This window comes from Paenibacillus sp. GXUN7292, from assembly GCF_050864975.1.
Taxonomy (GTDB): domain Bacteria; phylum Bacillota; class Bacilli; order Paenibacillales; family Paenibacillaceae; genus Pristimantibacillus.
Genome location: NZ_JBOZWO010000007.1, coordinates 128,280 through 151,375, shown reverse-complemented (window position 1 = coordinate 151,375; position 23,096 = coordinate 128,280). Strand labels below are relative to the sequence as shown.

Here is a 23,096-nt window from a genome sequence, read left to right as displayed (position 1 = left end):
TTTCGCATCCCATGCAGTTTGAAAGATGGTTAAAAATGAAGGAGTAGTGCGCAATGAGTAACGAGCTGATGTTTGATCGTATCCCTCCTCAAAACTTAGAAGCGGAGCAGGCTGTTATTGGTGCAATTCTTCTCGTGCCAGAGTCATTGATTACGGCTATGGAGAGATTGAGAAGCGAAGATTTTTATAGCTCAGCCCATCAGCGCATCTACGAGGCGATGATTGAGCTTGGCGAGAACAATCAGCCGATAGACTTGGTCACGCTCACTTCACATCTGCTCGATCAACAGCAGTTAGAGGATATAGGCGGCGTTAGCTACTTGGCCAAATTGGCCAATGCAGTGCCGACAGCCGCGAATGTAGATTATTATGCTCAAATCGTAGAAGAAAAGTCGATGCTGCGCAGATTGATACGAACGGCTACGAATATCGTATCCGATGGTTATGCGAGTGCGGATGATATCGGCGTGCTGCTTAGCGATGCTGAGAAGCAAATTCTTGAAATATCCAATAGACGCTCCAGCAGCGGGTTTATATCAATACGCGACGTATTGATGGAAGTTTTTGAGAAGGTAGAGTTCTTATATTCCAATAAAGGCGGAACCTCTGGCATTCCTTCCGGATTTGTGGATTTGGATCGTATGACAGCGGGCTTCCAGCGAAGCGATCTGATTATCGTGGCGGCCAGACCGTCCGTAGGAAAGACGGCGTTTGCCCTTAATGTAGCGCAAAATGTCGGCGTCAGAGCTCGTGAAACCGTAGCGATATTCAGTCTGGAGATGTCGGCGGCACAGCTCGTACAGCGTATTATTTGCGCCGAGGCGAATGTGGATGCCACCCGTATGCGTACAGGAAGTCTTGAAGGCGATGATTGGGAGAAGCTTACGATGGCGATTGGCGCATTGTCGGAGGCTGAAATATATATCGATGACACACCTGGCGTAACCGTAGCGGATATACGCTCCAAATGCCGGCGTTTGAAGAAGGAACGCGGTCTGGGCATGATTCTGATCGACTATTTGCAGCTTATTCAAGGGCGCGGCAAGGCGGGGGAAAATAGGCAGCAGGAAGTATCCGAAATTTCTCGTACGCTCAAGATGATCGCGAGAGAGCTGGAAGTGCCGGTTATCGCTCTGTCACAGCTGAGCCGCGGCGTAGAGCAGCGTCAGGACAAGCGTCCGATGATGTCCGACCTTCGGGAATCCGGTTCGATTGAGCAGGATGCCGATATCGTAGCGTTTCTGTACCGTGACGATTACTACGATAAGGAATCTGAGAAAAAAAATATAATTGAAATCATTATCGCTAAACAGCGTAACGGTCCTGTTGGCACGGTTGAGCTAGCATTTTTGAAAAACTTTAATAAGTTCGTGAACTTGGATCGTTCGCACCAGGAGCCGGCTTCATAATATATAATGGAATGGATAAAACCCGCCAGATGGAGAGGAACGAAATGTTCCTTATCCGCTTGGCGGGTTTTCTTCACTTTATATTTCTACAATTAAGCCATCATACGCTGTTGTAATGCCATGACGTTCGAAAATAGCTTCCAAGTCTTCATGCAGTAATTGTGCATTATGAGAGAAATGTGTGACTATGACTGGTGCATTTTGTTTCAATAATTGCTCTAGGCGCAGCTTGGCGACTGTTTCCAATACAGCGTCAACATTCATATGAGTAAGCCGATAATGGTTGTAACCCATTGTACACTCCAAAACAACCAAATCGAGCGGCAGAGCTTCCTGCTCCAGCCATTCCCACACATCAGAAGGGAAATCCCCGCTGTCATGCCCATATAGAATGGCTTTCCCTTCCTTTTCAATATAAAAGATAAAGCAGGTCTCCAGGGGATCATGGCTTGCCGGCAGAGGAACTATGCTGGCCGTTTGCAGCATTGTCCTTACAAAAGGCTGCAGTCTGTTCAATTGGAACTTTTGCTGCAAGCCACCGTTAACAGCCAGTATATGCATACATTTGGATAGGACAAGATCGTTTCCATAAAGCTGTAATGTATGGTCGAGCGATTTGCCATAGCCCGGCAAGCGGGCAGCAAGATCTTCCGCATAGAGATGGTCGGAATGAGAATGGGTGAATAGGATGTCTTTTACTTGCTCATAATTGAGTCCAAAACGGTGCATATGATGCAAGGAATCTGGCGGAAAATCGATTTTCAGCTCATTGTCGATCATAGCGGATGTGCGGGAACGAATATTTTTGCCGCCAAGCTGAATAGCTTTTTTACATAAGTCACAAGTACAAAATAATGAAGGAATTCCCTCAAAAGCAGCGGTTCCCAATAACTGCAGTTTCAATGACTTGACCTCCAATCCCTATACGTTAGCCCTTCACAGCTGAACTGACTGTCAGTGCCCGTTCCACTTGCTCAGAGAAAATCAAATATACGATAATGGTAGGCAAAGTGGACAGAACCATGACAGCTCCCATCGCTCCCCAATCTGAAGTAAATTGTGTTTGGAAATAGAGCAAACCAAGCGGTATTGTCTTGAGCGCAGTTTTACTGATCATAACAAGCGCTACTAAAAACTCGTTCCATGCATTCAAGAAAACGAAGATGCTGACAGAAGCAACAGCGGGCTTAACAAGCGGCAAGATAATACGAAAGAATGTCGTATAAATACTTGCTCCATCAATAGCTGCCGATTCCTCGATTTCGTAAGGCAATGATCGGAAAAACGCATAAAAGACGATGGATGCAAACGATAGCTGAAAGGCTACATAAGGCAATATTACAGCTAAATACGTATCTTGCAAATGAAGTTGTCTGTTTAGTATTAATAAAGGAATTAAAATAATTTGCATCGGGATAAACATACCGGCTGTCATATAGATCCGGCTGATCTCAGAAAATTTCCATGTCATGCGGGCGGTAGCATATGAAAACATTAATGCTAAAAATACAGTAATCGCGACCGTTCCTGCTGAGACAATTAAGCTGTTTTTAAAGTGCAGTATAAGATCAAACGCCGCAAAAGCATTTTTGTAGTTTTCAATCCGCCAAATCTCCGGTATTCCAAAAACGTTAGTTGAGAAAATTTCTTCATTGTTTTTAAAGGAATAAAAGAGCAGCCAAACTAGCGGATACAGGCTGACAATGACATAGAAGGATAACGGACCGTAAGCCAGCGCCCTCTTGGATGTTCGCATTAACATATGATCCTCCCCGTCCTAGTAACTGATCTTCTCTCGTGCTATTAATTTGTTAATAAGAATCGTCATAATCAAACATTGAATAACAAGCACAGCAGCAGCTGCAGAGCCATAGCCGTATTCACCGGAACGGAAGGCGGCTTTGTACATCATAAATGTAAAGGTGTATGAGATATTGCCAGGTCCGCCATTGGTCATAACGAACATGTTTTGGAAAGCATTCAGCCCGCCTGTAATAGCTATAACTAAGCAGAACTTATAGGTTTCGCCTAATAACGGGATAGTGATGCGTGTATGGGTTTTCCAAAAGGAGGCGCCATCGAGCGTCGCTGCCTCATACAAATGTTCAGGAATGGATTTGATCGCAGCATAAATGAGCACCAAATGGACACCCATATTTTGCCAAGCATTAGTAAATGCAATAGCCCAAATCGAAGTATGCTCTCCGCTAAGCCATGCTTGCTGATAATTAAACCCGAATAAGGAAAACAAGCTGTTCAATAGTCCGCCATCTGCGTTATATATCGCGATCCACAATTGAGAAACAACAACACCTGACAATACAACCGGGATGAAATAGCTTGTTCTAAAAAATTTGCGTCCACGCAATGTCTTGGAACTCATCGCAATTGCGAGCACGGTGCCCAGTCCGATCTGATAGATAACGAGTACAAAGGCAAAGATGAACCCGTTCTTTAAGGAAACCCAGAAGTCATCGTCTTCCCAAAGTCTTGTATAGTTATCTGTGCCGATATAAACCGGTGCCGTCAGACCGTTCCAATCAAAGAAGCTTTTCTGAAAGGTTTGAATGATTGGATAGACAACCATGACAGTGAAAAATAGCAGGGTAGGGACAGTAAATACAAGGACAGCCAGTCTGTATTTCTGTTTTGCAGTCATAGGGTCCTCCTCGAAATAACAGGTTACCCCGGTTAGCACCGGGATAACCTGCTGTTGGTCATTATTTGCGCGCTTGCTCTAACGCCTTGTTCGTTTCTTCAATAAATTTCTCTGGCGATTGACCTGCTAGCAGTTTTTGCGAGTTATCCTCGATCATCGTCTTGAATTTAGCATTCTCATAACCCCAAGCGAAAGTAGTCATCGTTTGGAAATTAGCAGATTGCTCCGCATAAAATTTTTGAATAGCCGTGAATCCGCCGTTAGGCTCGATATCTTCAACCAAGATAGAGTTCGGGTCGCCGATTTGAATAACGCGTTGCTTGGCAAATTCGATAGAGAACAGTGCCGCGTATTCAGCTGCGATTTCTTTGTGCTTGGAATTTTTAGATACGGCAAAGCCTTGGTTGAAACCGCCGCCGCTTACATTCCACTTCACATTGTCGGCAATATCAGCATCCTTCAGTGGTGTGAACAGCATGCCCAGCTTATCGCCAAGCTTTTCTTCTATGCTGCCCATTCCCCATGAGCCATTAACGAACATCGCTGCTTTTTCGGAGGTGAACAATGCATTGGCATCGTCTGCAGTCGTGTTAAATGCATTTTTGGACAAAAGACCGGCAGAAACCAGCTCGGCTACTTTATGAACCGCTTTGGAGAATGCTTCGTCAGAGAAATTCCCTTCGCCATTGTCCAATTTTTTGATGCCTTCAACATCGTAGCCGACAGTTGCCATATCCAAAAGCAGAACACCAGGCCACTTTTCTTTAGCAAATACAGACAAAGGAGTAATATCTGTTGCTGCAAAAGCTTTTACTGCTGCTAAAAACTCATCATAGTTTTCTGGAACTTTTACATTGTGCTTTTCAAATAAATCTTTGTTGTAATAAATAACGCCTGCCCACTGACCAACGTTTGGTACTGTGTAGGAGTGCCCATCCTTATTGCGAAGCATCGGTTTGGAGGACTCGTTCAGCAAAGATTCAATATTGTGTTTTTCTACATACTCGTCGAGAATCATCAAATGCTCGGATTTTTTCAACGTCTCAATCAAGCCGCTGGAAGCAAAGAAGATGTCTGGCAAAGTGCCTGCTGCGGCATATGTTTTAATTTTTTGCTCATCATCCTGTGCAGCTACTTCAAATTCTACTTCAACGTTCGGCATCACTTTTTTCAGCTCGTCGCGCGCTGCATCATAAACTCCTTTTTCTAAGCCGCTGTATTGAGCGTAGAAGTTAAGCTTGACAGTTTCACCGCTGTTGTCCGGCGGGTTTTTCGTTTCGGCATTATTGTTTTTCTCTGTATTGGACGGATTGCTTGATGGAGCAGGCTCCTTGCCGCCTCCACATGCGGAAAGCGTTAACATTACTAGCATAATTGCAAACAGTAACAGTGAAGCTTTTTTGGCTTGCATGATTATTCCCCCTAGTTACGTGATAAGCCTATTGTATATAGCGGAGCTGGAATCGATAATGGACGATTCGGAACATCCATGTCTTTTTACGTTCTATTTTGAGCGGAGCACTTCAAATTCACTTGGTGACAAGCCTGTATATTTCTTAAATCGTTTGCTGAAATGGCTGGCGTCATTGTAGCCGCTCATTTCGGCTACATCGGTCAAGCGTAAATTTTGTCCGCTGCTGAGCAAGCTTTTTGCCTGCTCCATCCGCAGTTCCAAAATATAGTCACTGACGCTTTTGCCCAGCTCTTGATTAAAAATTTTGAGCAAATAACGAGGTTGTATATAGACATGCTTGGCTACATCCTCCACCTTTAATTGACTGTTGGTGTAGTGAACTTGAATAAAAGCCAGTGCCTGTTTGAGTAAACGGTTGGATTTGGAAGGCTTCGACTGTTTGGATTTATCGCATACCGTTATATAGAGCTCCCTGATCCAGCCGAAAGCTGCTTCGAGTGATGGCTGCTCCAGCACATCCTGCGGAGAAAACTGCTCTAGCAGCATATCCTCCGTTGATTTGCCCAATTCATAAATATAAGTAAGCGCTAATGATACGAGGCTGGATAAAATAAGCTGTGTATATTCCATTGCCAGCTGATGTGAAGTGACATGTGCTTGAATCGTTTTTAAACTGTTCTCAATTCCCGCTGTATCGTGGCTGCGCAGTTGAACTAGCAGCTTTTCATTAATTTCGCTTGGATAGAAGCCTGCATTGGCGAAGCGTTGCTTCATCTCCTCAAAATAGAGCACATCGGCAAGCTGCATCGTCATTTTGTTCGAAAGAGCAATTACGGCTTCCTTGTATGAGCTGCGAATACAGGATAGACCAAGCCCGGCACTGCCTGCACCGATCGTTACACTAAATCCGAAATGCCGTTTAATCAGTGAGCATAGCTTTAACAAAGCCGCGTTCGTTTGCTCCTCCTCTTCTTTCGACAATAATGCGGTATGATCGTATCGTGTTGTCTCCTTGTTGAATTGAAGCAACAGCACGACTCTGTTTTCCGGGCCGTTGCCAATATAAAATTGACCGTCGATCTTAATTAAATCTTGAAGCAAGTTGGCAATAATCGATTTAAATAACCGAATATCATGTGCGCTTGGTTCGTGATCCTGCAAATGATCAATTTCGACTGTGAACACTTGAAATACCCCATCGGTTTGTTGGAGATAAGCTGTAATTTGCTCACGCATCAAATCATTATTTTCTGAAAACTCGTTGCTAATTAATTGATTCAGCATAGTTTCACGCCAAACGGTTTGTTCTTTTAATGCTTTATTATGCTCTTGTCTTGTTTTTTCAAGTTTGCTTTTCACCTTGGCAAGCGCAGTTTGCAGTTCGTCCTCATCGAATGGTTTTAAAATATAATCATCCACATTCAGCTTAAGCGCCTGGCGAGCATACTCGAATTCACTATGCCCCGTTATCATCAGAATAGCTGTATGTGGGAACTGCTCTTTAATAGCAGCAGCCAAATCAATGCCGTTCATAAACGGCATATTAATATCAAGCAGTGCAATGTCCGGCTGTTTGTCCCGAATGAGCTCAAGCGCTTCTTTGCCGTTGCCAGCCTCCCCCACGATATGGAAGCCATGCGCCCTCCAATCAATGACATGCCAAAGAAATTTACGGTAAACCGCTTCATCATCTGCAAAAATAACTTTATACATAAGGAGTTTCTCCAATCATCGGAAATTCCAGCAGCACTGTTGTACCTTCTCCTTGCCTGCTGGTTATGGTTACGCCATATTGGTCGCCAAAGTAAAGCTTGATCCGCTCATGTACACTGTGAAGACCGAAGGAATCTTCATTGTTATCACCTTGTAACAGTCCAGCCAGCTTTTGCGGAGCAATGCCAAGTCCGTCATCGGTAATTTTTAATTGTATGATTTGCTGGTGCATAACGCCAGTGACGGATATATGCCCAGCTGTTCCGTTTTCTTTCAGCCCATGATAAATCGCATTCTCAATTAACGGCTGCAGCGTCAATTTGGGAATGGAGCCGTTCAGCAATTCATTTTGAATATGAACAGAGAAGGTAAACATATCCGGATAACGAGCCTTTTGAATATAAAGATAACTGTTCACATTGCGAATTTCTTCCCGAATTGAAATGATTTCCTTCCCGTTGCTAAGGCTTACTCGATAGTAATCGGCAAGTGCCTTGACAGCCCGGCTTGCCTCAACGCTTTCGCCAGATTTGCACAAAACATAGATCAAATCCAATGTGTTATAGAAAAAATGAGGCTTTATTTGCTCTTGGATTAAGGCAAGTTCGTATTCGCGCTTTTGTTGCTGTTCTTCCTTAATTCGTATAAGAAGATCGTTCACTCTGCCAAGCATCATATTAAGTCCCGCACCGAGAATGCCGATCTCATCACTGCTCCTTACCTGGACCGGACGGTCTATATTTTCGTCGCGGATCCGATTAATATGCTTGGCAAGAGAAATAATTGGCGAAGCAATTGCTTTGGAAAGAATAATAGCGCCAAGCAAAGCAAGCAGCAAACAGATGCCGGCAGCAATTAGAATAACGGAGGATACTTTACGGGTTTGCCTTGTTAGCTCCATGAGCGGAATTTCATTGACGAGCGTCCAATCCATCTTGTCAAAATGCATCGTGCTCCGCAAAAATTGGTCTGAACGATCTGCTAGCTCTGAGTCGGATAAGACAGGTTGTAAAATCTGCTCACTTCGGGAGGAGGAAATAATCATTCCTCGATTGTCTGTAATGTAGTAACCATTCGATTGCACAGGCCCTACTGGAGCATAGACAGAAGATAGTGTTTTCTCATTAATGTTGACGAATAAATAACCAAGTAAATCAAGCGATTCGGTGTCATATATTTTTTTGCCTGCAGTAAGCACCGGCTCCTCGGGAGCAAGCGACCAAAACTCACGTTTTTCCATCGAAAACCAAATGGGCAATCCGTTGCTGGCAGCAACAGCTTCAAACATCGGGCTGGAGAATCCCTTGATAGAGCCTGCAACAAGCCGATGATCGGTCACATAAACATTGTAGCTGCGGTCAACAAAAACAGCGGATTCTACCTCCGGAAAAATAAGCTTGGCGATGTCCAGCTTCATTTCTATTTGGTTGCGGATAATATAATCCGGATTGATAGGAATTTGTGTCATAGGCTTGGGTGCTCCGTCTTGCAGCTTTAGTCCGGCTTCCTTGTTCAAATCGAGCATCGCATTATTGGCAAAGCTTTCAGCTGCTCCCAATATGGCATCAATACGGGTCGTTATAAGTCCGGACTCATCCCGCATATTTTTTTTGGTTTGGGCAATAACAGCGTCCGTATTGATCTTGTAAGAAAAAAAGCTGAGCAATAAAAGGGGAATGAGCACCAGCGGAACATAAATAATAATAATTTTGTATTGAATTTTTTGTTTGCGAAACCACGCAATCGCTTTCATCTGCTTTGTTCATCCTTCCTTTTCTGAACATATAAAAAGTATAAGGACGGCGGAAGCCGTTTCTGCTTGACAGCATAATAATTTGATATGAATTATAGGACTGAAATGAGGCGCAGACAAGAAGCAAGGAAAAAACATATGTCCATTTACCAAAATATCATAGTTTAAATTACATAAAAAAAGGATATTTTCACAGAAACAGCTGTCCAATAAAGTGAAATCGAAAGGCAGCAAGACGGGTATGCAACTCTTTCATGTTGACCATAATGAAAGATAACTAGATATTGTGAAACGTTATTCTATGAAATGTGTCTGCTCTGGCGGGAGGAATAGTGGTTCGTCGGAGGAAGGAGTGAGGGTATGTTTAAACGCGCTATAGAGATAATCAAATTGGCGGCAGCAGTCATTCTCATCAGTACGATAACGATATGGACAACGGGTATTATTGTAACCCATTATCTGGATTCGTTATTGAAGCAATATAATATCCCTTTTGATACGAAGCCTGTCGTAGTATCCGGTTTTTGGGGGACATTGTGGGGAGCTAACCCGCCAGTTAAGTCAAATTCCACTCAGGAGCCGGGTGATGCAGTAGAAGTGTTTGGTCAGCTTCCAGACAGCTTTGAGAGCGATTCTGAGTCTGATAATACGAATACAGGAACAGAAACGGAAACGGAATCGGAAACAGAAACGGATACAGAAATTGACGGCAATCAAACGGATCCTGCTGGCGCAGATGACGAAGGGGATCTGGACCCGCTCATTAACGGAAATAAAGGAAGCTCGGATATAGATGGCGTAGATACGGCTATGACTATGGAGGAAATAACATCCGTAAAGGATAGCATCAGCCCTGCGGATAAGGAGCAATTATTTGCGATGCTGGTAGGCAAACTGCCGGAAGAAACATGGCAGCAGCTATCAGAAATCGTCGAAGACGGCGTAACGGAGCAAGAGCTTTCGACGATTCAGCAGCTGATGGCGATGCATCTGGATAAGGCTGAATACGAGGAAATGATGAATATTCTGAAAAAATATTAATTTTGTGTTTAGTTTGTAAAGGTTGCCCCATTAAAGAATGATATGATACAGTAATAGGCGAGTGCTCCAACGGGAGAATTCGTCTTTTTTCTCGTTTGTACTCGTAAATCTATCAGCGGAAGTGCGAAAAGGAGACAATCATGACCGATTTCAGGGACATGAGTCGTATTAAGAAATTCTGGAATCAAACGATTCAGTATGTTCGTGGTACGCGCTCGCAAGACTTGAAGGGCAAGAGTGATCAACAAGAAGCCGCAGCAGTTGCAGCACCGCTTTGGCGTAGAAAGTCAGTTCAGATTATTGGCGGGGCAGTCATTTTATTGACAGCTGCTGGTCTAATAGGCTATCAACAATACACTCAATATATCAAAGCAAATACATTTGAATTTTTCCATGTTTCTATGAATGGACAGGAAATAGGAACCGTTAGCAGCACAGAGCAAGTGGATGAGCTGATTGCCAGCAAGCTAAGCGAAGTTAAAGCAGCTAATCCTGATCTTCAGATGGAATTGAATACTGGATTGATTACATATGAAAGCGAAAGTGCTTTTAAGCCGCAAATCGATGCTGACGCGACACTGTCGAAGCTAGGTTCTATGTTTACCTCTTATGCGGTAGGCGTTGAAGTCAAGGTAGATGGCAAGGTAGTCGGTGTAGTAAAGGACCAGGAAACAGCGGACAGCATTTTGCTTCGCATTCAAGGCAAGTATGCTCCGGAGTTAGTTGCACAAAGCAAAAACCCTCGCTCAGTAATGGCTCTATCCTATAATAAGGATGGCGATGATGAGAAGAGCGCAGATGCAGCTGCTGACGAAGAAGTTAAACCTGGCCGTGTAGTCAGTGAAGTAGAGTTTGTTGAGAAGGTAGACTTGAATAACACAAATATCGACCCGGAAGCGGTTGAGGATCCGGAGCAGTTATATAAAAGATTGACGGAAGGCTCGCCTAAGCCTACAAAATATGTCGTACAAAAAGGCGATTGCGTAGGATGTATTGCCCACAAGTTTGATATTTCCCCACAGGTTATTTACGAGAATAACCCTTGGATCAAGGACGATATGATTCGTGTAGGCGATGAGCTTGATTTAACAGCCATTCAGCCTGAGATTACCGTTCGAACAGCGGAGAGCTTGGTCGAGGTTGAAGCGATTGCGGCACCTGTAGAGGTACAGAAGAACAACACAATGCCAGTTGGACAATCGAAAGTAATCCAGGAAGGTGTTGAAGGCTCGCAGCGTTTAACATACCGCATTTCCAAGGAAAACGGCTATGTCGTTAGCGAAGAGCTTATAAGCAAGGAAGTGCTGCTAGAGCCGGTTCCTGAAATTGTCGAAAAAGGAACGATGGTAGTCATCGGAGAAGGCTCAGGCAAATTCGCTCTGCCGGTTACCAATTACCGTATTACGAGCAAGTTCGGTCAACGTTGGGGCCGTCTGCATAAGGGCGTAGACTTTACAGGCAATAAAACGATTCTTGCATCCGATGCCGGCGAAATTGAATTTGTTGGCAGAAAGAGCGGTCTGGGCAATACCGTTATTATTAATCACAAAAACGGCTACAAAACAGTGTATGGCCATTTGAGCTCCTATAAGGTTAGCAAAGGCGATAAAGTGAAGAAGGGCGCTGCGATTGCTATTATGGGCAACACAGGCAACTCCACTGGAACGCATCTTCATTTCGAAATTCATAAAGACGGCGTTGCTCAAAACCCGTTAAAGTACTTATAAACTTATACTCATTATTTTAAACACTGCTCGCCATAATCTGTGGACATTAAGTTCCAGCTTACGGATGGGCAGTGTTTTTGTTTTGCTGACAAAGGGACAATATATAATTATATTTATGAACAAGCACTAGACGTATGTTAGAATAGAATTATTAAGGATAAGCGGACAGGCGGTGGAACGATGCACGGAAAAATATTAGTGGTCGATGACGAGCAGCCGATAGCAGATATACTGAAATTTAATTTAGAAAAGGAAGGTCATCAAGTGATTTGCGCATTTGACGGCGCCGAGGCAGTGCGGCTGGCTTTTGAAGAAAAGCCTGATTTGATGCTGCTTGATTTGATGCTTCCGCTTAAGGATGGCATGGATGTTTGCAGAGAGGTAAGAGCTAAGCTGCAAATGCCAATTATTATGCTGACGGCAAAGGATACTGAAATTGATAAAGTGCTCGGGCTGGAGCTGGGTGCCGATGATTATGTGACGAAGCCTTTTAGTACGCGGGAGCTGCTTGCCCGTGTGAAGGCTCATTTGCGCAGACAGCAAAAAACAAATGAGCTGGCAGAGTCGCCGGATGCTTCAGAAGAGCAGGAACAGCAGCAGGGCTTGAAGCTGTTTAATTTATTTATTGATACGGATATGTATGTCGTATATAAAAACGGTGAGCCGCTTGATTTGACGCACCGTGAATTCGAGCTTGTTTACTATATGGCTCGCAACAGCGGCAAGGTCATGACCCGCGAGCACTTGCTGCAGGCGGTTTGGGGCTTTGAATATTTTGGAGATGTACGAACTGTCGATGTTACGATCCGCCGACTACGTGAAAAAATTGAGGATGATCCAAGTCGTCCTGAATATATTATGACAAGACGAGGGCTTGGATATATGATGCGCAACGCCAAAAGTGGAGGCTTTGGTTAAGCATGAAAATATCCAGCTTTTTTCGTACTATTCAAGTAAAGCTCGTTATCATATACTTGCTGCTTATACTTGTAGCCATGCAGTTAATCGGCGTTTATTTTATAAGCACTGTTAAGCATTCCCTGATTACGAGCTTTACAAGCAATTTAAAGGAGCAAGCCGATATTTTGTCTAAATTCGCCGCTCCCAGCTTGTCGCCTAATGTAGAAGCGGAGGGTGATTCCGCAGAAAGCACAACAGAGGATTTGAATCTCATTGTTCGCAATTTGTTCAGCATTAGCGGCACGGAAGTACAGGTGCTTGATTCGAATGGAAAAATAGTAGCAACGTCATTGCAGGTGCATCAATCGAATATCGGAAAGAAAAACAAGTCGCTGGCAGTTAGCCGCGCATTGCAAAATATTTCCGATAACGAGGAAGAAATTATTGATGAAGACAATATCCGCAAAAAAATGATCGCTCAACCGGTTGTACATAATGACAAGGTCGTTGGCGCCGTCTATGTGGTGGCGTCAATGACTGAATTGTACGAGACGGTAAATCGAGTCAATCAAATTTTTATTTCTGGAACGTTGATAGCCCTTGGTTTAACCGGGGTGCTTGGCATTGTGTTGTCGCATACGATAACAAGTCCGATACAAGGATTGACCAGGCAGGCGGAAGCTGTTGCCGAAGGGCGTTTCGATTTGCAGGCACCGGTGCTGGGGGACGACGAGATTGGCCGTCTGAGCATGGCCTTTAATGAGATGACTATTCGGCTTAAGGAAGCATTATCCGTTAATGAGGAGGAAAATGAGAAGCTGTTCTCTATTCTTTCCAATATGAGTGACGGCGTGCTAGCTTCTGATGAGCATGACAATATAATCGTATGGAACCGCAGAGCCTTGGAGCTGCTGCAGATCAAGAAGTGTGAAGGCATCAACTTGTGGGAGCTGCTCGCTCTTACGGAGGAAAATCAAACAGAGCTGATGAGCGGGCGCAGACAAACGGTTATTATGAGAAGCAGTGCAACCGGTGATGCAGAGGATGACAAAGAAGACAGCCTGCTTCGAATTACTTTTACACCGATTCATCGCAGAGATGCAGGAATTGTAGGAACAATAGCGGTTATTCAAGACGTAACGGAGCAGGAAAAGCTGGAGCAATCGAGACGGCAATTTGTTGCCAACGTCTCTCATGAGCTTAGAACGCCGCTGACGACGATTAAAAGCTACGCCGAGGCGCTGCAGGATGGAGCGCTCGATGAGAGGGAGCTGTCGCAGCGCTTTGTAGGGGTAATCAGCAACGAAACCGAGCGGATGATCCGATTGGTTACCGACCTGCTGCACTTGTCTAGGCTCGATTCCAATACAGGACCGCTTCGCAAGCAGCGTATCAATTTGCATGAAATGCTTGATGAGGTTGCAGACCGTTTCTCCTTCCAGCTGCGCCAGAAATCAATAAGAGCGGTTGTAACAGTTGAGCGAGGTCTTAAGACCGCGTGGATGGATAGGGATCAGATTGACCAGGTGCTCGATAATTTAATGTCCAATGCGATAAAATATACACTGGATGGCGGTTCCATCGTAATGGCCGCAAAGCGGTCAGCAAATAAATCTGATCTTGAAATTAGCGTGAAGGATACAGGAATAGGCATTCCGCATAAAGATTTGAATCGTATTTTTGAACGGTTTTATCGCGTTGATAAAGCTCGTTCCCGCAACATGGGCGGGACAGGACTTGGACTTTCGATTGCCCGGGAAATCGTGAAGGCGCACGGCGGATCGATTTCGCTGCAATCGGAGCTGAATGAAGGAACTACGGTAACGTTTACTCTTCCGTTAGTGCACGAAGGAGGAGAGCAGGCTTGATGGAAAAGTTAAAAACGACAGCGCTTATTTTTCTTGTTGGGCTAAGCTTGCTGCAAAGCTATTTTCTTGTATATCGCATGCCTGGCCTCGCTGCAACGATGCGCAGCGATCAAGATTATGTCAATACGGAGCCGATGGGAGCATCATCGTCGGTTGAAAGTTTAGTTTTTCCTGAAAAAATTATTATTCATCTTGGAGAAAATACACACACTGTTCTCGATCCCGGCACTCAATTTTACGATATGATTTTGAAGCAGCGCATCGTTGGCCGTGAATTTAAAGGCTTCCAGCGCGGTCCTGAATCGATGATTGATTGGGACGATGTTCGTAAAAACGATATCGGGCTGGAGCTGCGATTTTCCAATGGCATTGCTGTAGAACTGCTGCAAAAGCTGTTGAAGCTTGAAGGCGATCTTTTGTTTTTAAATGAAAAAATAGATCGTATATGGATTTACAAGGTGGCAGATACCGAAGAAGTGCGCACTTTCTTTTTCAGCAGCGGCAACAAAATCGTTTACGAATCGGTACGAGCCGACTTAACCGTGCGAGATGTACAGGATTACGTAGGATTTGGACAATATTTGCCAAAATACGAAATGACTGCAGATGGTTTGTATATTCCGACTGAGCCCATTCAGGCAACGGAAATGGTGTTTGATTATGAAGCCTATTCTCCTGAGCAAATGCAGCGTAACTTTTTTGATCCAAGCACAACGCTAGCTGTAGAAGATCGCAGCGGCTCATTAATATATACAGACGGCAAGCGCGGTTTGCAGGTTGAGCAAAATGGCATGTGGATTAATTATACGAATCCGGCTGCCTCACAAAGCACTTCCAGTCATATAAGCGAGAATGTATATGCATCTATAGAATTTATTAACCAGCATGGCGGATGGGATGGTGTTAATCGTCTTGTTAACCCTGTTTCCTCCAGCTCGGAAAAATATGTTACATTCCGTAAATATATTGAGCAGTATCCAGTTATAGAGCTTCCGCCATTTCGTTATGGTTATATGAAGCTTACTTTGCAGCAAGGCGTCGTAACGGAATATGCCCGTTCGCTTATTACATTAAGCAGTACCGCCGAGGAGAGAGAAGCACGGTGGCTTCCAGGCGGACAGACGTTAAAGGATCAGCTCAAGGCTCATCGTAATCGAAAAGACATCGTCGGGTTATTCCCGGCACTGAAAGCAATGCCTATTGATGACAGTAAAATGAGATTCGTTCCGGTATGGGCAATCAAGCTTAAGGACGGCTCTGAGCAAGTGTTGATGGAGGCTTATCCTGCAGGCTTTAAGCCTGGCAAGCTGCCGAGTGAGCAGCAGGAGGAAGCAGATAAGAAAGCTGTGGGGCAGGCTGTTGACAGCAAGTCTGATGAGTCCGCGGAAGAGCTTTCGGATAAACAAGCAAATTAGGTTGGCGGGGTGAAGGTAAGTGGACTGGGGTAGAGCGAAAAGCGTGCTTATATTTTCATTTCTCATGCTGAATATACTGCTTGGCTATCAGCTGTGGCTGGATATTCGCGAGCAATTGAATGCCAATGTAAATTCTGCGGAGCTACCTGCCGATAAATTGCTTATTATGCAGCAAAAACGCATATCGCTTGCCGCTAACTTGCCTTCTGAAACCCCGGCGCTTGGCGATTTAACGTATTTGCTGCACTCGGAAAGCCGTTCGCAGAAAAAAACAAAGCTGAAAAATCCAGCAGATTCAGCGTTTATCTTTAACAAGTCAGAGCTTAAAAAAGCGTTTGGTCAAGAAATTGCGGAAATAGATTTATATGCCTACGACTTATTGGGCAGCTCAGAAGGCGTATTCGTCATGTACAGAATTGTAGATGGGTACCCTGTTTTTAATGTTAGGCTGGAGCTGTTCAACAGCAATTTAAAAATTACAGCCTATCAGCAGGACCGGATGGAGCTAGTGAGCCGCGGAGAAGCGAAGCAGGTGCTTCCCGCTAACAAGGTTGTAGCCAGCCTCATTGAAACGTATTTGGAGGACGGCTCGACGATATCTGATATTCAGCTTGGCTATTATGGCCAAATATTCGACTCGGACAAGCAGGTATCTGCGCCGACATGGCGCGTGATGCTGGAGGACGGAAAAACGTACTATGTCAATGCTATTAGCGGAGAGGTAGCAACTGACGCGGAGAACGACGACCCTGATGCAGAAAACAAGGAATAAATGCGCAGCGGCGCCAAACATTTACTTTAGCATTAACGGGTCAGTTATGTTATGTTAGCGGGGAAAGGACAGGACAGACAGCTATGGGATTACGATTTACGGTTTTGGGGAGCGGTTCAACCGGCAATGCCACAATTGTACGTGGCAATGGACATACAGTTATGGTGGATGCGGGGCTGAGCATGAAGAGGCTGGAAGTGCTTATGAAGGATCAAGGATTAGCGGGTCATGACATCGATGCGTTATTTGTGACGCATGAGCATTCCGACCATATTAAAGGCTTGGGCGCTTTTGCGCGCAAGCATCAGCTGCCGATCTATGCCAATGAAGCGACCTGGCATGCGATGGAACGGCATGTGGGAACGATCGCTGACGATAAGAAAATAAAAATCGAGACCGGTGAGGAAGTTTGCTTTGGCTCTATGAAGGTGCAATCCTACCCGATCTCGCATGATGCAGCAGAGCCGGTAGGCTACTGCTTTGTAGAGGATGGAGAAAAACTGAGTCTAGCAACCGATTTGGGCTATGTTAGTGATAGAGTTCGCAATCAAATCATAGATTCCGATGTGCTAGTGCTAGAATCCAATCATGATACCGAAATGCTTCGCATGGGCAGATACCCATGGAATATTAAACGCCGTATTTTAAGCGATATAGGACATTTATCAAATGTAGCGGCAGGAGAAGCGCTGCTTGAGCTGATGACCGATCGTACGAAGCGGGTATACCTGGCACATTTGAGCCTTGACCATAATCAAATTGATTTGGCCATGCTGACTGTTAATTCTATTTTGGAGAACAACGGAATATTTTATAAAAAGGATGAATTTCCTTTGCGAGCGACCTATCATGACCGTCCTACAGCTTGGGATGAGGTGCGCCGAAAATCATAGATTCCAGCTTTTTATCGATAGCGGAAGCTTTGCTTTCCAGCTCTTCCAGGGTTAAAATCTTTTTTTCAATAAGCAGCTCGAGCATTGCGCTAAGCGTGAGCACAGCATTGTAATTGTCCTGCTTTAGGTCAGCCAGCTTTGCAGCTAAATCGACATGCTCCCAAGTGGAAGAGTTTATGGAAGAAGATGAGGATTTCATAATGTTTTCTCCTTTATACGTCATATAAGGTTATAATAGTAGGCGTGGAACTGCACCTTTTCAGAAACAGATTCGAATCTATTAATAGTGTAGTCACGACTAATCACAAATATTCCAAATTTCAAAAATATAAGAGAGTATAAGTTTTCACCTTATACTTATATCAATGTTTACTATGGCGGTATAGAGAGAGGCGATAATGATGAGCTTGTTCGATGATGATTTTTACTCAACGAAGGTATCCAAACGCATAAAGCGAGAAACAAAGGGGACTTCGCTGAAGCTTCCGTTTCAATTCCGTTTTCGCTTTCGGGGATATAAATTATCAACTTTGCAAATTGCTCTGTTATCGTCACTAGCCAGTTCAGCTATCGTCGTCATCCTATTCGTGCTGTTCACCGGCGGCATTAGCGGCAGCGGAAAGCTGGGCGCCTCTACATCAGGCATCGATCCTTCAGAAAGAGCGATATATGCGACCTCCAAGGTAAGACCTGCTGTCGTAAGTGTGATTAACGAGCAAACCTTCCCCGTAGGGGCAGGCGGCAAAAAATCCGGAAAGTCAGAAGATGGGAATGGCATACTGCGAGAAGCTGGCGTCGGCTCTGGCGTTATAGTGGAGAAGAAAAATGGGAAAGCCTATATTATAACGAACCATCATGTTATTGCAGATGCGGAAAAGGTTAAGGCTGTACTGACCAGCGGTGAGATACGCGAAGCGAAAATCGTCGGATCGGACCAGATTACCGATTTGGCTGTGCTCGAAATTGATGCCAAAGGCATCAATACCGTTGCTGAAATAGGCGATTCCTCCACACTGCGGGCAGCCGAGTTCGTTATGGCAATGGGTAATCCGTTAGGGATGGGCGAATCGATCACACTGGGCATTGTCAGCGTTATTCGCGAGGTAGTTCCAGTATCGCTTAGTCAAAATGGCATTATGGATTGGGAGCAGGAAGTTATCCGCGTAGACGCTGCCATCAATGAAGGCAACAGCGGCGGTCCGTTGATTGATCTCAACGGCAAGGTTGTCGGCATTAACAGCATGAAAATTGCTGATTTCGGCGTAGAAAGCATCGGTTACGCCATTCCAATTAACAATGCCATGCCAATTGTGGAAAGCATTATAAGCAAAGGCTATGTGCCAAGACCGTATCTTGGCGTTTATACGATAGATTTGGAACAATACTGGAGTCAACAGGAGCTGCAAAAATGGCTGGAGGAAGAGCAGCCAAGTACAAACGAAGAGAATGAGGATGGCGAAGAATTGGGCGGCGATCAAGGGAATGGCAGCACTCCTATGCCTAAGCTTCAGCTGCCGGATGAAGTATTTTCCGGGGTTATTGTGCTCGAAGCCGTTGGACCGGCCAAAGATGCAGGCTTGCAGTACAACGACGTCATCGTGAAGCTCGACAAGAAAAAAATCGGCAGCACAAGAGAGCTGCGCAAATACCTCTACAACGACAAAAAAATTGGCGACAGCATTGAAGTAAGCTACTATCGCGAAGGCATGCTGCAGGTTACGTCGTTTAAGCTGGGGGATAAGGCGGAAGAGGAGTAGAGCTTAGCTCATTTTTCTCAAAGCAAACCTTAGTAATGTAAATACAAAAAGAGCGGAATAACCATAGCCCAATTTTAAATACAAATTGACAAATTCCGCAGAGGCGACAGGCTTGTCGAAAAAAATAAAATAACCGAGATATAAAAGAAATAAAATGGAACCGGCAAACAATATATCGACAACACGTTTTAGCACTTTTATTGCCATATAATCACCTCTTTTTAAACTAACTATACTATATAACTTTTTTCCTGATTATGGAGGTGCAGGAAGGCGTTATGGCATTATTTAACGACCGTGAGCTGAGGGCTTGCGGTTTTTTTGCTTGTTTAGGAAATTATGCATCAGTTAAAATTGTAGATAATTATGTCGAGCTCGAATTGATCCTAATGATGCGGACATTTATGGCCGTTAGCGCTCAATTTTCGCCAACTTCCACTTTCTAGCGGACAGAAATATCCGTTAGCGGGAAAAAAGCTAGAGAATTCGACAGAATGTTCTTCTAATGGTCATAAATGTCCGCATACGCAACAAAAAGACTGCTTTTTGGGTTCTAACGGTCATTGATGACCGCAGCGTAATGAAGGCATAGATTTTCAGCAAATATCTATTCCTACATTTTATCAGTAAACGCGCCAGTTAAAAGTAAAGCAGAGCCGTTTATCCATGTATCAGTTATTTTTTGAGGGGATGTGTAATGTTAATATTATTACCTGGTTTGATTTGCTTATCGGCCGTTGTATTCTTTGTCAATTTCATAGCACTGCTTAAAAAAATGAAAGCTGATCAAAATATAACTAGACAGATTATGCTTAATGAGTAGGGTATACACCAAGACTGTCTTTTAATTGTGGATAGGGAAACAAGCAAGCGAAAGGGATGCACTGTGATCAAGTTTGGGATTCCGACCGCTGTTGTAGTCCAATTTTATTGTTGAATAACCCCTGTAAAGGATAAAATTGGTCTACAAAGGCGGACGCTATCGCTTCTCCATTCCCAATCTTGCTCTTTCGTTCCCCTTTCTTATTGCTTATCAATAGTTGCCCATAATTATCGATAGTCTCAAGCCAATAGTTACTGCTTTCGAAGCATGTCGTTTTTTGATATGCTATATACATAAAGAGCGGAACAGCTCGCAAAATGAATCCACTAGATAGGAAGCGAATTATTGTATGTATTGTGTTTGCAAACCATGTATTGAAAAAGCTTTGGAGCGATTTGTCGACGAATATGAGGATGCTCCAGATGTAGTAGATTTAAAAGAAACGCAGTTTGCGGATTGGGATCCGCCTCGCAAATGTGATTTTTGTGATGCAGCTGCGGAATATTTGGTTGTATAACGTAAATAATGAGCCTGCTAATGCTTTGACCGTATGGTGAGTGAATTAGCGGCTTTTTTGTAATTATAGGGCGGTAAAAGTAGAAATAACACTAGTCGCTTATCTGGCATTAAATAAAGCAAAACGAGGATGTGTAGCATTTGCATATACAGATTGCAGCGGTCGGCAAGCTGAAGGAGAAATATTTGGTGCTTGGCATAGCTGAATATGCCAAGCGTCTCGGGCCTTACGTGAAGCTTACGCTCACGGAAGTGCCCGATGAGAAGGCACCGGAGACGATGAGTCCGGCGGAGGAGGCGCAGGTGCGCGAGCGGGAGGGCGAGAGGCTTCTGGCGCAGATTAAGCCAGATGCCCATGTAGTCGCGCTCGCGATCGATGGCGAGCTTTGGTCCAGCGAGGACCTCGCGGACCAGCTCGATAAGCTGGCCACGTACGGGCGCAGCCACGTGGCCTTTGTCATTGGCGGGAGCACAGGGCTCGCTCCCGCTGTTCTTGCGCGCGCCCAGCAGAAGCTGAGCTTCGGGCGCATGACCTTGCCGCACCAGCTAATGCGGCTGGTGCTGGTGGAGCAGATTTATAGGGCGGTGAAGATAAATCGGGGGGAACCTTACCATAAATAGGGCGAAATTTAAGTTTCGTTACAATCAATAGTCATTAATAATACCTTATACAACAAGGTTTTTTTGTTTTTAAAGAGGTTGCCCATTAAGTATATAATAATTATAATAAGGGCAGTGTTACAAGGAGGTAGTAAGATGAAATCTTCAATAAAACACAAAGAGACTGTAGTTGAGATATTAAAAAACGAAGGTGCATTATTAGGTAGTGAGCTAAGTCAAATAATAATCGAAAAGTTGAATGTATCAGCAACATATTCAAGACAAATAATTCACAGATTAAAAAATAACAGAGAAATACTTAATACAGAACCTGTAAGGTTTCAAAAAAATCAAGTCTTATATTTTCTCCCAGGACAAAACATTAAAAAGAAATTGAGAGAAGTTATGCCCGATCACGCAAAAACAATTGAGAGGGTTTACCAAGCGCTTGTAGAACTTGATGGATTTCTGTTTTGGTCAGAGTTTGCAAAGGTTTCTGCTGGTGTTGTCAATCAAGAACAATCAAGTAAAAAAAGCGCTATGAGTATTTATAAAGATATGAAAAATCTTGGAATGGTCAACGAACTATATGATTTTCATGGACTTCCTGTAGTAATAGCTAATAAGAATTGGATTCCAGATGTAGAAGTGAATGCATTCTCACTGATGAAAAGAGAGCAGCAATTATCATTTACAAGAAAATTTACAGCAGATCTTTTACAGTGGCTAGAGAGATTGAATTTTGTTGGTTGGAATTCAACACGACTCACTGGAGATGATGAGTTTGAAAAGGGGTATAATGGGTTCTACTGGGATGCTATTGGATACTCTTATTTATGGGGATTATATAGAACGAATAAAAAGGACGGACTGTATAATCCAGCGGAAGAAAAAGCGGGTTCTTTAGTAGTCATAGAATCGATTATTCATAGAAAAACCAAAAGACATGACATCAATGGTTTTATAAATAGAGTTGATAATATTTATGGTCCAGTTAAAAAGGATAAGTATTTTAAGATAATACCTGTTTGTTTTGTTGATTCAATTGAGGACGACGCATTAATTCTTGCGAGAAAACGGGGAATCTTGGTGATAAGGCTAGTTGAGGTTTTTGGCACTAAGATTGTCGAGTCATTAAAGCAACTAAGAGATATTGATCCTCGTAATATCGATGCTGAAATGTTAGCTAAAATATTGAAAAATGCTGACGATAGTGGTCAGGATGGTAAATTTGGTACTCTAAAGGGATACGTATTTAATTTTCTTGTGGCATATATTTTTAGTCAATTTCAATTCACTCCAAAAGTTGGTGTGAAGTATCACGATCCTGATTTAATAACAAGAAAATGTGAATGTGATATTATTGCGCCAGTAGACGATAAATGGATGATTGTATGTGAAGTAAAAGGATACAGTACTGGGAATGAAGTTATGTTAGGTGAAACCGAAAACGATTCGGATTCAGTTAAAAAATTTTTCGAGAAAACTTGTGACATTGCATCAAAGTCCACGCGAAGAGATATTATACCTCTTTTTATTACATCTTCAAGTTTTTCAAGTGAAGCAATTGAATATATGGAGAAAAGAATAAGTAAAAAACTGAAAAGCAAGCTTAAATCAATGAATTTTCCATCGAAGGTTTTCTATGATCGAAATGATCTTATGGATTTGTTTGGAAATGATTCAAAATATACAGAACTTAAAAAAATTTTAAAGGAGTTCTTCAAAGAACAGAAACAAATTACTAAGCCTGAAAAACATCTTAATGGACAGCGGGTAATATAACTGCTTTATCAAGCAATGTGCCCATTTGCTCCTGTTGATGCGTTAGCTCCG

20 protein-coding genes are annotated in these 23,096 nt (G+C 43.6%); 12 read left to right on the top strand and 8 right to left on the bottom strand.

The window, feature by feature from the left end; genetic code table 11:
• The first annotated feature begins 53 nt into the window (after positions 1-53).
• A complete protein-coding gene (gene dnaB / locus ACRRU2_RS09020; protein WP_432500903.1) occupies positions 54-1,409 on the top strand; it encodes a replicative DNA helicase in 1,356 nt (451 codons plus the stop codon).
• Between the two features lie 78 nt (positions 1,410-1,487).
• On the opposite strand, the gene ACRRU2_RS09015 is transcribed toward dnaB, so the two are convergent.
• From ACRRU2_RS09015 to ACRRU2_RS08990, 6 genes are all read right to left on the bottom strand, one after another.
• The gene (locus tag ACRRU2_RS09015; protein ID WP_432500901.1) at positions 1,488-2,312 is read right to left on the bottom strand and encodes an MBL fold metallo-hydrolase; all 825 of its coding nucleotides are present in this window, start codon (positions 2,310-2,312) and stop codon (positions 1,488-1,490) included.
• A 25-nt stretch (positions 2,313-2,337) separates the two neighbouring features.
• Positions 2,338-3,165, bottom strand: a complete 828-nt coding sequence (locus ACRRU2_RS09010) for a carbohydrate ABC transporter permease (protein ID WP_331697541.1) — start codon at positions 3,163-3,165, stop codon at positions 2,338-2,340.
• 21 nt (positions 3,166-3,186) lie between these two features.
• On the bottom strand, positions 3,187-4,068 hold the full coding sequence (locus ACRRU2_RS09005) for a carbohydrate ABC transporter permease (RefSeq protein WP_331697540.1): 882 nt from the start codon (positions 4,066-4,068) through the stop codon (positions 3,187-3,189).
• A gap of 61 nt (positions 4,069-4,129) precedes the next feature.
• Complete coding sequence (locus ACRRU2_RS09000) at positions 4,130-5,479, bottom strand: ABC transporter substrate-binding protein (RefSeq protein WP_432500898.1); 1,350 nt, start codon at positions 5,477-5,479, stop codon at positions 4,130-4,132.
• Positions 5,480-5,572: 93 nt separating this feature from the next.
• Entirely contained in the window at positions 5,573-7,195 is a 1,623-nt protein-coding gene (locus ACRRU2_RS08995; protein ID WP_331697538.1) for a response regulator, read from the bottom strand.
• Positions 7,188-8,948 carry a cache domain-containing sensor histidine kinase gene (locus ACRRU2_RS08990; RefSeq protein ID WP_432500895.1) on the bottom strand — a complete coding sequence of 587 codons (1,761 nt, stop codon included), beginning with the start codon at positions 8,946-8,948 and terminating at the stop codon, positions 7,188-7,190. Before ACRRU2_RS08990 ends, ACRRU2_RS08995 begins: the two co-directional genes overlap by 8 nt.
• A 360-nt stretch (positions 8,949-9,308) precedes the next feature.
• Here ACRRU2_RS08990 and ACRRU2_RS08985 point away from each other — a divergent pair, with 360 nt between their 5' ends.
• The 7 genes from ACRRU2_RS08985 (at position 9,309) to ACRRU2_RS08955 (ending at position 17,564) form a co-directional block, all read left to right on the top strand.
• Positions 9,309-9,989: a hypothetical protein gene (locus ACRRU2_RS08985; RefSeq protein WP_432500893.1), complete on the top strand. Its 681-nt coding sequence runs from the start codon at positions 9,309-9,311 to the stop codon at positions 9,987-9,989.
• A gap of 140 nt (positions 9,990-10,129) precedes the next feature.
• On the top strand, positions 10,130-11,716 hold the full coding sequence (locus ACRRU2_RS08980; protein ID WP_432500891.1) for a peptidoglycan DD-metalloendopeptidase family protein: 1,587 nt from the start codon (positions 10,130-10,132) through the stop codon (positions 11,714-11,716).
• 180 nt (positions 11,717-11,896) lie between these two features.
• Positions 11,897-12,634 carry a response regulator YycF gene (gene yycF / locus ACRRU2_RS08975; RefSeq protein WP_331697534.1) on the top strand — a complete coding sequence of 246 codons (738 nt, stop codon included), beginning with the start codon at positions 11,897-11,899 and terminating at the stop codon, positions 12,632-12,634.
• Positions 12,635-12,636: 2 nt separating this feature from the next.
• Positions 12,637-14,484, top strand: coding sequence for a cell wall metabolism sensor histidine kinase WalK (gene walK / locus ACRRU2_RS08970; protein ID WP_432500888.1), 1,848 nt, complete (start codon positions 12,637-12,639; stop codon positions 14,482-14,484).
• A complete protein-coding gene (locus tag ACRRU2_RS08965) occupies positions 14,484-15,899 on the top strand; it encodes a YycH family regulatory protein (RefSeq protein WP_432500886.1) in 1,416 nt (471 codons plus the stop codon). Before walK ends, ACRRU2_RS08965 begins: the two co-directional genes overlap by 1 nt.
• 19 nt (positions 15,900-15,918) lie before the next feature.
• Positions 15,919-16,671 carry a two-component system regulatory protein YycI gene (yycI, locus tag ACRRU2_RS08960; protein WP_432500883.1) on the top strand — a complete coding sequence of 251 codons (753 nt, stop codon included), beginning with the start codon at positions 15,919-15,921 and terminating at the stop codon, positions 16,669-16,671.
• 83 nt (positions 16,672-16,754) lie between these two features.
• The gene (locus ACRRU2_RS08955; protein ID WP_331697530.1) at positions 16,755-17,564 is read left to right on the top strand and encodes an MBL fold metallo-hydrolase; all 810 of its coding nucleotides are present in this window, start codon (positions 16,755-16,757) and stop codon (positions 17,562-17,564) included.
• Here the strand turns inward: ACRRU2_RS08955 and ACRRU2_RS08950 are convergent.
• The gene (locus tag ACRRU2_RS08950; RefSeq protein ID WP_432500881.1) at positions 17,530-17,763 is read right to left on the bottom strand and encodes a hypothetical protein; all 234 of its coding nucleotides are present in this window, start codon (positions 17,761-17,763) and stop codon (positions 17,530-17,532) included. The genes ACRRU2_RS08955 and ACRRU2_RS08950 overlap by 35 nt on opposite strands.
• 199 nt (positions 17,764-17,962) lie before the next feature.
• Between ACRRU2_RS08950 and ACRRU2_RS08945 the strand changes: the two genes are divergently transcribed.
• Positions 17,963-19,321 (top strand): S1C family serine protease, encoded by a 1,359-nt coding sequence (locus tag ACRRU2_RS08945; RefSeq protein WP_432500878.1) that lies wholly within the window; start codon positions 17,963-17,965, stop codon positions 19,319-19,321.
• 3 nt (positions 19,322-19,324) lie between these two features.
• Here the strand turns inward: ACRRU2_RS08945 and ACRRU2_RS08940 are convergent, their stop codons facing one another.
• Positions 19,325-19,528: a hypothetical protein gene (locus ACRRU2_RS08940; protein WP_432500875.1), complete on the bottom strand. Its 204-nt coding sequence runs from the start codon at positions 19,526-19,528 to the stop codon at positions 19,325-19,327.
• A gap of 965 nt (positions 19,529-20,493) precedes the next feature.
• Here ACRRU2_RS08940 and ACRRU2_RS08935 point away from each other — a divergent pair.
• The 3 genes from ACRRU2_RS08935 to ACRRU2_RS08925 all read left to right on the top strand — a co-directional run bounded on the left by ACRRU2_RS08935 (position 20,494) and on the right by ACRRU2_RS08925 (position 23,045).
• Positions 20,494-20,661, top strand: coding sequence for a CxxH/CxxC protein (locus tag ACRRU2_RS08935; protein WP_331697527.1), 168 nt, complete (start codon positions 20,494-20,496; stop codon positions 20,659-20,661).
• 140 nt (positions 20,662-20,801) lie between these two features.
• The gene (gene rlmH / locus ACRRU2_RS08930; protein WP_331697526.1) at positions 20,802-21,281 is read left to right on the top strand and encodes a 23S rRNA (pseudouridine(1915)-N(3))-methyltransferase RlmH; all 480 of its coding nucleotides are present in this window, start codon (positions 20,802-20,804) and stop codon (positions 21,279-21,281) included.
• Between the two features lie 135 nt (positions 21,282-21,416).
• Positions 21,417-23,045: a hypothetical protein gene (locus ACRRU2_RS08925; protein ID WP_432500873.1), complete on the top strand. Its 1,629-nt coding sequence runs from the start codon at positions 21,417-21,419 to the stop codon at positions 23,043-23,045.
• Positions 23,046-23,096 lie beyond the last annotated feature (51 nt).